10 protein-coding genes and 1 tRNA gene are annotated in these 12995 nt (G+C 42.3%); 9 read left to right on the top strand and 2 right to left on the bottom strand.

Features of this window, described 5'->3' with window-relative positions:
• Positions 1-342 precede the first annotated feature (342 nt).
• The 6 genes from AC0J5Y_RS03830 (at position 343) to AC0J5Y_RS03805 (ending at position 5343) form a co-directional block, all read left to right on the top strand.
• Positions 343-418 (top strand) — tRNA-Asn (locus AC0J5Y_RS03830).
• A 275-nt stretch (positions 419-693) separates the two neighbouring features.
• Entirely contained in the window at positions 694-1626 is a 933-nt protein-coding gene (locus AC0J5Y_RS03825; protein ID WP_475131598.1) for an alpha/beta fold hydrolase, read from the top strand.
• 111 nt (positions 1627-1737) lie between these two features.
• Positions 1738-2559 (top strand): 2,3,4,5-tetrahydropyridine-2,6-dicarboxylate N-succinyltransferase, encoded by an 822-nt coding sequence (gene dapD / locus AC0J5Y_RS03820; RefSeq protein WP_475131597.1) that lies wholly within the window; start codon positions 1738-1740, stop codon positions 2557-2559.
• Between the two features lie 235 nt (positions 2560-2794).
• Positions 2795-3529: a 7-carboxy-7-deazaguanine synthase QueE gene (gene queE, locus AC0J5Y_RS03815; RefSeq protein ID WP_475131596.1), complete on the top strand. Its 735-nt coding sequence runs from the start codon at positions 2795-2797 to the stop codon at positions 3527-3529.
• Positions 3530-3588: 59 nt separating this feature from the next.
• A complete protein-coding gene (locus AC0J5Y_RS03810) occupies positions 3589-4692 on the top strand; it encodes a multidrug resistance efflux transporter family protein (RefSeq protein ID WP_475131595.1) in 1104 nt (367 codons plus the stop codon).
• A 15-nt stretch (positions 4693-4707) separates the two neighbouring features.
• On the top strand, positions 4708-5343 hold the full coding sequence (locus AC0J5Y_RS03805; protein WP_475131594.1) for a trimeric intracellular cation channel family protein: 636 nt from the start codon (positions 4708-4710) through the stop codon (positions 5341-5343).
• A gap of 166 nt (positions 5344-5509) precedes the next feature.
• On the opposite strand, the gene AC0J5Y_RS03800 is transcribed toward AC0J5Y_RS03805, so the two are convergent.
• Together AC0J5Y_RS03800 and recJ are read right to left on the bottom strand one after the other, a co-directional pair.
• Positions 5510-6597 (bottom strand): IS3 family transposase gene (locus AC0J5Y_RS03800; RefSeq protein WP_475129904.1). Its coding sequence is split into 2 segments (ribosomal slippage): positions 5510-6345 and positions 6345-6597, totalling 1089 coding nucleotides; the frame shifts between segments, so codons are not numbered across the junction.
• Between the two features lie 314 nt (positions 6598-6911).
• A complete protein-coding gene (recJ, locus tag AC0J5Y_RS03795; RefSeq protein ID WP_475131593.1) occupies positions 6912-8738 on the bottom strand; it encodes a single-stranded-DNA-specific exonuclease RecJ in 1827 nt (608 codons plus the stop codon).
• 366 nt (positions 8739-9104) lie between these two features.
• On the opposite strand from recJ, the gene AC0J5Y_RS03790 reads away from it, so the two are divergent.
• From AC0J5Y_RS03790 to AC0J5Y_RS03780, 3 genes are all read left to right on the top strand, one after another.
• Positions 9105-9620 (top strand): hypothetical protein, encoded by a 516-nt coding sequence (locus AC0J5Y_RS03790; RefSeq protein WP_475131592.1) that lies wholly within the window; start codon positions 9105-9107, stop codon positions 9618-9620.
• Between the two features lie 424 nt (positions 9621-10044).
• The gene (locus AC0J5Y_RS03785) at positions 10045-11244 is read left to right on the top strand and encodes a globin domain-containing protein (protein WP_475131591.1); all 1200 of its coding nucleotides are present in this window, start codon (positions 10045-10047) and stop codon (positions 11242-11244) included.
• Between the two features lie 265 nt (positions 11245-11509).
• Entirely contained in the window at positions 11510-12799 is a 1290-nt protein-coding gene (locus AC0J5Y_RS03780; protein WP_475131590.1) for a molybdopterin molybdotransferase MoeA, read from the top strand.
• Positions 12800-12995 lie beyond the last annotated feature (196 nt).

Here is a 12995-nt window from a genome sequence, read left to right as displayed (position 1 = left end):
GCTTTGTCTTATAAGCCTTTAGTAGCTTTATAACTATTAACAATGTAATTCTATTAGTATTATTTTATTAACCAATGCAGTCTTTTATTTATCAAATCTAAATAATTATAATATAAGCAAGTTGCTTTATTTGTTGTTACTTCGCAAACAGAGTGATATCGAAGATATGACACAAATTGGCTCGACAACAACCTTTGCGCTAGCGTTAATATCTTTAATGTATAAAAATATGCAAAAAAAGCTTGACGTATTTTTTATCTTTGCTAGAATACGCCCCACTTAGCAAGAACTCGTTAGAGACTCTCTAAGCTCGCAGTAAGTCATTAAACACTTGCAGCTTATTCTCCAATAGCTCAGTTGGTAGAGCAACGGACTGTTAATCCGTGTGTCCCTGGTTCGAGCCCAGGTTGGAGAGCCATATTTTAGTAGTAAATTTTTTGAATCATATTTGATTCGATTATGGCATTTGCCAAGACCCTCATCGCTTTGATGGGGGTTTTTTTATGGTCGATATTTTTATAGTTGTCGTTTAAATGACTAGACCATAACGCTCATTAAAAACTAAGTAGTATACTAATGTTGCCAAATTGCGCAATTAGATTGGTTGTGGTAATAACTTATCCCTATAATAAAGCCCTAAAAAATATATAATCTATCTCATCATACCCTTAACCATTCAAGGACTGGATTTTTATGAGTAATAATGAACAAATAACTTCCTCTGACAATACCCATTATCTGCATCATACTTTTTTTGAGCCGAGCCATAGTGATACTGCCATTAGTGCAACCTTGCTGATTGTACACGGCATGGCAGAGCACAGCGGGCGTTATGCAGACGTGGCGCAATTTTTAGCCGATCATGGTATTGCGGTCGCCACTTATGATCAGCTTGGTCATGGAAAGACGGTTAAATCAGCAAAAGACTTGGGGTTTTTTGGTGAAGAGCATCCTGTGCAGTCATTGTTAAAAGATGTCATCGTCATGGCGGACAGCTTAAAAGCGCGTCATCCGAATGTGCCACATTTCGTCATGGGTCACTCTATGGGCTCGTTTATCGTCCGTAATGTCCTCAAACACCATGCGCGCAACTTTACCGGTGCTATTTTAATGGGCACAGCGGATGCCAATCCATTGATCAAAGTATTATTGCCTATTAATAAGTTACTGACAAAAGCGGCGCCTAAAAAGCCAAACGCCCTATTTGCTAACGTGATGAATAAAGTACTCAATAGCAAGCTTAACAATCGTATTTCTTCATCAAAGTTTGCGTGGTTAAGCGAAAATCCTGCCGCTGTTGAAGCTTATGAAGCCGATCCATTAACGGGTTTTGACTTTACTAATAACGGCTTTATGACCCTCTTTACACTGATGAATGCAGGCTTGCATAAAAACTGGGCAATGACGATTGCCAAAGATTTTCCAATGTTATTGATCAGTGGAGAAAATGACCCAATCGGTGATATGGGTCGCGGTATTCTTAATATTGCCAATCGCTTAGACAGACAACATTTTGATCATGTCTCTGTGCAGCTCTACCCTTATATGCGCCATGAGCCGCTACATGAACAGAATAAAGAACAGGTTTATCAAGACATCTTAGGCTGGATAAATAGTAATACCTAAGCCCATAAAATCCCGAAATTATAGTATCGTCTATCACGTTTGCTAAAAGTCCCCAAATTAGCGACAATACAGCAAGTTTTTTATTTACCTTCATCAATTCTAGGAATGTTTATGTCATTACAACAAACCATCGAACAAGCTTTTGAGCACCGCAACGAATATAGCCCAGCAACCATGCCACAAGATGTCCGTGATGCGATCAATCAAGTACTTGAGCAGCTAGATAACGGCACTTTGCGCGTTGCAGAAAAAAAGGATGGCGAATGGGTCGTCAATCAGTGGGCAAAAAAAGCTGTCTTGCTATCGTTCCGCTTAAATGACAACTATGTTCAAGCCGCAGGCGAGCATGTACAGTTTTATGACAAGGTACCAACGAAATTTGCGGATTGGACAGAAGCGCAGTTTAAAGAAGCTGGCGTGCGCGTTGTACCGCCAGCCGTTGCGCGTAAAGGCTCTTATATCGCGCCAGGCGCCGTATTGATGCCATCGTATGTCAATATCGGTGCTTATGTCGACCAAGGCGCTATGGTAGATACGTGGGCGACCGTTGGTTCATGTGCTCAAATCGGTAAAAACGTCCATCTATCAGGTGGCGTCGGTATCGGTGGTGTTCTAGAGCCATTACAAGCCAACCCAACTATCATCGAAGACAACTGTTTTATCGGTGCGCGCTCTGAAATCGTTGAAGGCGTCATCGTAGAAGAAGGTGCAGTTATCTCTATGGGTGTCTATATAGGTCAATCAACGCGCATCTATGATCGCGAAACTGGTGAGATTCATCGTGGTCGCGTACCAGCAGGCTCAGTCGTTGTGCCAGGCAGCTTACCGTCAGAAGATGGTACGCATAGCTTATATGCAGCTATCATCGTGAAAAAAGTCGATGCGCAAACCCGCGCTAAAACATCCGTAAATGAGTTATTACGTTTAGCTTAAATTTGTATTACTACTCATGTAATTATTGATTAAAAATTCTGAATAAAAAAAGATGCTGAAGCTTTGTGCTCCAGCATCTTTTTTGTTGTTAGATAGCAGCTTAATAGAGGACTTTACGTTATAATCTTTGTCTTGTCTGGGCGCTAAACTTCCAAGTATTAAACAGATCATTAAACCTTTTTTATTTGATATGTGCTCAATGGCACAATCAATCCTTAACTGTATTTGAAATATTATGAGTGAGTTATCTTTACGCACCGTTGCCATCCCTGTCACTGACCCTGAAGCGGGATTACGTTTGACGGAGATTTTTTATTCTTTGCAAGGTGAGGCACTGACTTCAGGTTTACCAACGATATTTGTACGCTTGACCGGCTGTCCTTTACGTTGCGTTTACTGCGATACCGAATATGCCTTTAGTGGGGGCGAACGTCAGTCGCTTGAGACTATTATGGCGACTATTGCCAGCTTCCCTTGTAAGCGGATTTGCTTGACTGGTGGCGAGCCTTTAGCCCAGCCAAATGCTATTGAATTGATGAAGCGTCTGCTCAATGGGGGTTATGAGATTTCTCTCGAAACGGCAGGCGCACTAACGATCGAAAATGTCCCGCCCGCGGTAAGCAAAGTCATGGATTTAAAAACCCCAAGCTCAGGTGAGGTTGATAAGAATCTTTGGTCAAACCTCGATTACCTAAATCAACATGACCAAATCAAGTTTGTCATTATGAATCGCGCTGATTACGACTGGGCAAAAGCAAAGCTTATCGACTATAAGCTAAATGAATTGGTCGGTACCGTATGGTTTTCACCGATGTTTAATGTGGCGCATGAAGATACGGCAAACGATGATAGCCCAGATGTGCCAGTACTCGCACGTGAGCTTGCCGAATGGATATTAGACGACGCCCTGCCCGTACGTTTTCAATTGCAACTACATAAGATTATTTGGGCGGATGCCAAAGGCAAATAGTCTCTAAAATCTGAGTGGATTCTCAAATAAATAGCACGCCAAGGAAGAAAGGGACAGCTATGGTCAAACTCATTTTATTAGGCTTATTAGCGGGCGCGTTTTTTAGCTCCACCTTTATTTTAAATGAGATGATGAGTAGTGCTGGTGGGCACTGGTTTTGGTCAGCAAGCCTGCGCTATTTATTTATGTGGCTCATCATTACTGTCCTGATTGCGATGCAACATGGTTTTGGACGTATTAGAGAATTAAGCGCCATATTTCTTCAGCATTGGCGATTTTGGTGTATCACCGGCAGTATCGGCTTTGGTATATTTTATACCGGTATTTGCTATGCTGGTGACCACGTTGCCGGCTGGGTGGTTGCGGCAACCTTTATGTTTACGGTGGTAACAAGCTTACTGGTGTTGGTGGCATTTGGACAACGATTTGATAAGAAGTTTACTATCTATGCCTTACTGGTCTTTATTGGCGTGGTGATGGTAAATGTCAGCGAAGGCTTGCATGCCTCTACCCTTGCCGACACCGTCCCGATGGCTGATATGCTGCTATATGGTGCGCTACCGGCATTGGTTGCCGCTTTTAGTTATCCAATTGGCAATCAGCTGGTTTGGCAAGTGTCACACAACTCGCGCAAACACAGTGCTGAGCAGCAACAGGCTCGTGATAGTCTTCGGTCAAAGGCTACTGATGATAACATTGACATTCATACCCAACGCATCATTACCAAAGCGCCTATATTACCTATCGATAGACAAGCTGCGTCACGTTTGCAAAACCTTATTGCCTGTATTCCGGCTATTGAGACTACCTTATTACAAAATGCCTTTAATAAAGTCTGGCTAATGACCCTCGGTAGCTTACCGTTTTGGTTACTATTAGGCTTAATCATACGTCCTGAGCAACCGGCGACCACACAGGTTTTCAACACCTTGTTGGTAGCAGTACTCGCAGGGGTTGCAGCGACGAGCATATTCTTATATGCGCGTGAGCAGGCAGTGACCTCAAGCGAGGTGGCAGGCGTAGATTCTACCCAAGCCAGTGAAGTGATATTTGCTTTGATTGGCGGCATGCTATTATTGAATAATGCCCTTCCTTCTACACTAGGCTTGATAGGTATTGCGCTTATCATTTTAGGGCTGATATTATTTGCAAAAAATGGTTAAGGCTTAAATACAGCGATGATAAACAACTTTATTTTTCCCGATATCCTGCTGTATATGTTAGATATGGTGGGCATTATCGCCTGCGCTATCGCTGGTACATTGCTTGCACAGCATAAAGGCTTTGATATTGCAGGCTGTATATTAGTCGCGCTCGTCAATGCTATCGGCGGCGGTACGCTACGTGATATGGCACTTGATCGACATCCGCTATTTTGGATGACAGATCTCAATTACGTGATTGTCATTACTGTCACCTCTCTTATCTTACAAATATTTTTTCATCTGTATCATAAGATTGATAACGCGCTTAAGTTCTTTGATGCGATTGGTTTAGCAGCTTTTAGTGTGATTGGTTTTAAGGTGGCATTAGCGCAAGAGGTAGCGCCAATAATTGCCATTATGATGGCCGTCTGGACAGCCATTATCGGTGGCTTATTGCGTGATATCATTTGCAATGAGATTCCACTCGTGCTACAGCGTGAGATTTATATTACTGCCAGTATTGTAGGCTCATTGGTGTATTTGGCGCTCGACTACTGGGGGCTGGACGCGACCATAAATGAATTTGCAATGCTGTTTATCATCTTTACCGTGCGTATGCTGGCATTGAAGTTTGATTGGCACTTGCCTTCTATTCGCTTAGTCAATTAACTGATTAACGAAGAACATATTAGTGATTTTTTAGCCTCAGTGCTTTAATGAGAATAACTCATGCCGACCATAGCGACAATTTTTACCTTACGCATGCTTGCCATTCGTTATGACTGACAGTTTCCAACGGTAACCCTCCCAAACTTAAGACACCTAATAAATAGAATTAAGCTGCCTGATTGAGTTTCTGTATCGGTGTAAAACCGCCATTGCCCATGTTTGGGCGCTTATGATTATAATGGTATAACCAGTTTTCTGCTTGTGCGCGTACCTGCTCTAGATTATCAAACAGCTCCTGATTTAACCAATCATATCTCATGGTTCTGTTAAAGCGCTCTACATACGCATTTTGCTGTGGATTGCCAGGTTCAATATAGCTTAAGATGATGCCTTGCTGCTCAGCCCAGTCTTTGAGCGCATTGCTGATGTATTCAGGGCCGTTATCGCATCTTATCTGCACAGGTTTGCCTCGGTACTCAATAAGCTGATTAAGACTGCGTATGACCCTTTGCGCCGGTAGCGAGAAGTCGACTTCAATGGTGAGTGCCTCACGGTTGTAATCATCAATGACATTGAACAGTCTAAAGCCGCGGCCATCAGTTAAGCCGTCGTGCATAAAGTCCATGCTCCAGCTTTGGTTAATCCTATCAGGTACTGCTAATGGTATTGGTTTAGCACGTTTAATGCGACGCTTAGGCTTGATTCTAAGGTTGAGTTCAAGCTCGCAGTAGATGCGATATACCCGCTTATGGTTGTAAGGCAGTCCCATGACATTACGCAGGGTTAAAAAGCACAAGCCAAAGCCCCAGTTCTTGTTCTCATCAGTCAGTTTGATAAGTAAGTCCGCTATTTGCTGGTTCTCATCTGTTACCACCGACTTGTGATAATAACAGGTGACGCTGATGTTAAAGATGCTACAAGCCCTGCGGATACCAATACCACGATCTTCAATGTAGTGACAAACCAACCCTTTGCGCCTTTGGGGCGCTACCACTTTTTTGACATGGCATCCTGTAGAATATCGGACTTAAGACATTCATCAGCGTACATCTTTTTAAGGCGGGCATTTTCAACTTCAAGTTCTTTAAGACGGCTGATAAGTGTGGCATCCATGCCGCCATACTTTGAGCGCCAGTTATAAAAGGTACTTTGGCTGATGTTATGCTCACGGCATAGCTCGGTAATAGGGACGCCTTGTTCGGCTTGTTTTAGGATGTTGACGATTTGGTTGTCGCTAAAGCGTGTCTTTTTCATAGGATTCTCCTGCTGGTGTATTTTAGCAGTTAATCTCTATTTGTAAGTGTTCTTATTTATTGGGGGGATTACCCAACCATTGAATGGAAGTATAGTGAGTTTAGTATAAAAATAATACAGCGGGACTGGAATGAATTTTTCGTAGCTTCTGTCTGCGAAGGCACAGCAAGCAAGAAAAATTTATACCAGTTCAGCGTCGAAATATAATGTATCTGTTTTATTTAGAATCGACTATATTAAGACGTGGCTGTATTAACGCTTAGCAGCTATACATTAGCATCGTTACGGTAAGTACCCTTCTTTAAGCTAAGCTGCTAGCTCGCATTTGCCATGTCTTTTACCAGTGCCAAATCTTTTATCATCAACTGCAAATTTTGTTTGCCATTCCATTCATTGATGTCCAGTTCAAACAATATATGTACTTTTTCGGTGCGGTAATCCCAAGCACTGCTATCAAAACTAAATTGAATCGCCTCTATCGGATACTGCACATCAGGATAACGTAGCGACAGTTTAAGATGCTTATCCTTTAATACTTTAAAACTTAACACCTCAAATACCCCGTCGAATACTGGCGGCGCAAACCCATGTCCCCAAATACTAGACTCTGCAAGATGCTCAGCAAACCATAAGCTAAAATCACTTGCTTGCAAAGCACCATCGGTGAATTTTTGCTCAGCGAATACCTCATCCTTCATCTGTGCCAGCACCGCGTTAAATGCTGTCACAAAGGCATCAAAATTGCCTCGTTTCAATGTCAGTCCTGCTGCCATGGCATGACCGCCAAAATGACTGATTAAATCAGGATGGCTCTCGGCAACTTGTTCAATGGCATCACGAACATGCACGCCAGCAATAGAACGTGCTGAGCCTTTGATGGCATCTTCATCGCCTGTACGTTCAGTATTCGCGGGCGCAAAGACAATGCTCGGCAGATAATGGCTTTCTTTCAAACGTCCTGCGACGATACCGATAACACCTTGATGCCAGTCATCTTGATATAACACAATACTGCGGGTGTTAGTGCTCTTCTTCTCAAGCCTATGCTGAACGATGATATCATCGCTTGCTTCAGCATCAGCGTCAATCCCTGTATCAACAGCAGCTAATGCTTGGACGATATTATCCGCTTGCGTACGCATCTCACCTTCTACTTGGCGACGCGTACGATTAAGCTGCTCAAGCTCTTGTGCCAATCGCTGCGCGGTTGCCCAATCATCCGCTAACAAGCACTCAATACCGATGCGCATATTATCCATACGCCCAGCCGCATTAATACGTGGACCCAAGACAAAACCAAAGTCTTGCGCCTGTAGTTTTTTGGGATCACGACCCGCTTGCTCGAGTAACGCTAGTATGCCAAGAGAACCACGTCCTTGACGAATAGCCGCTAAGCCATGATGGACCAAAATACGATTATTTTTATCAAGGACGCCCACATCCGCAATCGTACCAAGCGCTACTAAATCCAAATATTGACTGACTTGTACGGTAGATTTGCCAGCATCGCGGCGTAGCTTTGCCAGTCGTCCGAGCACGTAAAACGCTACCCCAACACCTACTAAAGCTTTACTAGCAAAGTTACAATCGAGTTGGTTGGGATTGACCACGGCTTCAGCAGGTGGGGTTTCTTTAGTCGTCAGGTGATGGTCAGTGATAATGACGGTAATGCCGTCGGCCTGCGCACGTGCCACGCCTTCATGGCTTGAGATACCATTATCTACCGTGACAATCATTTGCGGCTGATAAGTTTTAATACCTAATTCGACAATCTCTGGCGTCAACCCATAACCGTATTTGAAACGGTCAGGGACTAAAAAATCAACCTTGGCACCCATGGCAGTCAAGGCGCGCATCATTAACGCCGTACTGGTTGCGCCATCACAGTCAAAGTCACCAACAATCAGAATACGCTGACCATCATCAATAGCGATATCTAATAGATCTACCGCTTCAATGATACCTTTTAGCTTCTCAGCAGGCAGTAAACCAGCCAGCTGTGTCTCAAGCTCATCTGGCTGCATAATACCGCGAGCGGCATATAGGCGAGCAAGCGTCAGTGACTGGGCGGCAAGTGGTTGCAACGCGGCGGGCAACTCGTCAATGCGAGTGCTGGTATAACGGGGGGTTAAATTTAGCATGAAGCTATTCTACTGGCTTTAGCAAGTGCTCACAATATTAATTTGGAGGTAATTTTTGGCATGTCGGTGCAAGGTTAGAGATTGCTTATACATCCATCATCACGTAACTTATAGAATAACTTGATCGCACCTAGACAATGTATTTCTTCTAATCTTATATTTTTAGCGTATGGCTTCATTTACAAAAACGGTGCACATTACCCCTATTTTTCAGCATTTTGCTACAAAGCAGCGATTGTATGACGTTTATAAATACATAAAATAGTAGGCATCTTATAAACACTGTAGTTGCTTGTTATTTATTCTATGTTTTATTTTTTATTTTTTTATTTTAATTGCTACTTTTAAATACCTTAAGGATATTTCATGAAAACGACCCCTTTAGCTGAAAAACTACCGAATACGATTGATCCAAACTTAAACCTTGAACAAGTCAAAAAAGAATGTATCGCCATGGTCAAAAAGCGTGCCAGAATCTCTGCTGGTGTTGCCATCGTTCCAGTACCATTTTTTGATGTGGCAATCGATGCCAGCATGCTGACAATGCTGTTACCTGAAATTAGTGAGCGCTTTGGTTTACTCGAAGATCGCCAAGCAGCAATAGACTTAGAGTCACGCGCTATTCACTGGAGCGCGCTTAAGGATCGTACCGTTGACTTTGCAGGCTTAATGGCAACCCGTGGTATCGTTAAAAAGACAGTGCAAGGCTTTGGTGGTCGTATCGCTGCTAAGCAAGTGACCAAGTTTATCCCACTTGGTGGTCAAATGGTCGCAGGTACTATGGGCTATATGATTTTTAAGAAAATTGCTACTGACCATATCAATCAATGCTACAACTTAGCTAAAGACATTCAGCAAAAGCAACACGGCAAAAATGTATAAAGTGCTATTTTAAATAAAAAATTTATCTATCGCTTAATAAAAAAAGCCCTGTATCTAGCAGGGCTTTTTTGTGCCACCTATTTAATGAATCGTAGCGTTCTAAAGCTAATAATTTATGTATATGGACTTTGCATAAGTGAACCTCTTCACCCCAAAGAAAATTAGATTGTGATTCAGAAATGCTGGCAAAAGGAATCAGCATAATGATATTGCATCATTGATATTAAAACAAAGATAATATACTATAAGATTCATTTTAAATGAATCTTATAGTCTCGATGAACAATTTGACTGTTAAGTGTTGCGTCACTCTTTTTTATTGCCCCATCCGGCAGTTCAAAATTTTGATTATCGTTGTTAATTTCGTTCATTAACCTTAAGCCACCAAATACTGTCAATGTGAATAATCACTAAAGGATCCATAATGGCTTCACTACAAACATTAGCAATCGTCAAAGCAACGGTACCGGTACTCGAAGAGCATGGAACCGCGATTACTACTGTATTTTATAAAAATATGTTTCATGAGCACCCTGAACTACTTGATATTTTTAATGAAACCAATCAAAAGCTTGGTCGTCAACAGACTGCATTGGCAATGACAGTTTTGGCAGCGGCTAAACATCTAGAAAACTTAGCGACGTTATTGCCGCAAGTGACGCAAATCAGCCATAAGCATCGCGCCTTACAAATCCTACCAGAGCACTACCCTATCGTTGGCAAGCATCTGCTTGCTGCCATCAAAGAAGTGTTAGGTGATGCAGCAACTGACGATATCCTTACGGCTTGGGCAGAAGCTTATGATGAGATTGCCTCCATATTTATCCAGATCGAGCATAGTATGTATGAGCAGGTAATATGGCAAGGCTTTGCACCATTTATAGTAACGGCAAAAGTAGAAGCAGCGACTGATATCGCCGCTTTTACCGTCGTCCCGGTAAATGACCATTCAGTAAACAATCAGACTATCGATTTAAGCAAGATTAAACTGTCTGCCGGTCAATACATTACCGTAAAAACAGACCCAGCAGACGGCGATCATATTGCTCTGCGTCACTACTCTTTATACTCAGCCAATAGCGATCAAGGTATCCAGTTTGCAGTTAGACGTGACAATCGTAATGAGCATCATGGTCTAGTGTCTAATTATTTACATGATCATCTAGCCGTCGGTGACACGGTTTTATTGTCGGCACCGGCTGGTGATTTTGAGCTAGACCAAGATTTGATGCAGCAAAATGATATTCCCTTGGTGCTACTCAGTGCTGGCGTTGGCGTGACACCTATTTTATCCATGTTAGAAGCTCAAGTTACCGTTAATCCACAACGTCCTATTGTTTGGGTTTATGCTTGCCAAAACCAAGAGCATCATGCTTTTGATAGTGAAGTTAATAAACTCTTGGCTACTGCGATAAACGTAGAAAAGCACATTTTTTACTTTGAGTCTGGGCAGATTCTTGATGAAGCTTGGCTTAGCAATTTGCCTAAACTGGCTGATATTTATGTTTGTGGTTCCATGCTTTTTATGGAAAGCATTATTGATAGCCTGATCATCCTTGACCATGTCCTTGATAACATTCATTACGAACCCTTTGGTCCCAAAATGAGTATAGAGCTGGCTTAAGGTTATAAGCAATTGTTAATGACAAATAGCATTACTGGGATGGTTTTTTGAAGCTTCTGCATCGTTTTCTTCGAGCAAGCGATAAAAAACTATCTCGGTAAAGTGATATGAAAATCTGCTCTATTTTCATCTATTTTTTAACTTACAACTTCAATTATATCTTACGACTCCGCTTATAAAATCCCTGTCAGCCATGTCATTCTTATGGTATAAAGTATGTCTGATGCTATATATAGCTCAACATTAATAAGATGAGTACAATGTTATGATTACGGTTGAAGGGCTTGTAGCTGAGATACAGCAGCGCGTAGAGAATTATAATAATAACGACTATCCGCTTAATAAAAGAGCCGTCGCTAACTACGATTTATTAGACAGCTGTCATCACATACTGGCTGAAGATATCGTCTCGCCTTTTTCGGTACCAAGACAGAACCTATCCGCGATGGATGGTTATGCGATTGCTAAAGGGACTAAGCTTGCAATAAATACTACCATCACCATCATCGGAGAATCGCAAGCTGGTAGCCCTTATGGTGGTGATATCCAGTCAGGTCAAGGAGTACGCATCTTTACTGGTGCAGTCGTACCTGATGAATGTGATACCGTTATCATGCAAGAAAACACCAATTTTGCCGCGATAAAAGGCAGCATTGATAAATCAAAGCCCTACTCAATCATCCTTAGCCAAACGGCTCAGTCTGATGACCATATCCGCAAACAAGGCGAAGAAATTGGAGCGGGAGAAACCGTTTTATTGAAAGGTAAGCGGCTGAATCCTGCTGATATCAGCTTACTGGCAAATCTGGGTTTGGATAAAGTCAATGTCTATCAGCCTTTAATCGTTGGTGTATTCGCGACAGGCGATGAGCTAGTGGCGATTGGCAATGAGCTTAAAAGTTTGGCGCAAATCTATAACTCTAATACCCCTACTCTTAAAAGCCTGCTCTCTGATTTACCAATAGTTATTCAAGATTATGGCATTATCCCTGATAATTTAGACAAAACGACGGCGGCTGTTACTCAAGCCATGCAAGCGTGTGACGTGCTGATATCTACCGCTGGTGTATCTGTTGGTGATTATGATTTTTTAACGACCGTCATTGAGCAATTGGGCAAGATTAATCACTACAAAGTCGCAATGAAACCTGGTAAACCGTTTGTCTTTGGTGAGCTCACACAAAACCTTGTCAAGCCTGTCTTATATTTTGGTTTGCCTGGTAATCCACTATCGACAGTCGTTGGTACGCTACAGTTTGTGATTCCTGCTTTGTGGCAAATGGCAGGCGCGCCTCATTCAGAGCGACCCATGCAATTAACAGTCATGGCAACCCTTAAAAATGATGTTAAAAAATCAGCTGGTCGTAAGGACTTCCAAAGAGGCCTTTTAACCCAAGATGAAGCAGGCAGTTTTTATGTTGAAAGCTCTACCAAACAACAGTCACACCGTATCAAGCAGCTGAGCCATGCCAACTGCTTTATTGTATTGGCACAAGATTCTGGCCATGTAGCCGCTGGCGAAAGCGTACAAGTGCAACCTTTTCCTTGGATATAGTGAATGCCGCTCAAAAATGCTACAGTGGACAAACCTCTATGCTACAGACCGTGTGAAAATTAACACTTATCATTTAACTGCGGCTCTGATGCTAGCCATTCATTGAATAACGGTTGCTTGTTATTTGCTGCTTGTTATTTGCTGCTTGTTATTTGCTGCTTGTTATTTGTTGCTTGTTATTAATAGGCACGCTGTC

It is taken from the genome of Psychrobacter sp. TS_SC_6 (genome assembly GCF_056156305.1).
The sequence above is the reverse complement of the archived record's forward strand: the minus strand, read 5'-3'. Positions and strand labels throughout refer to the sequence as shown.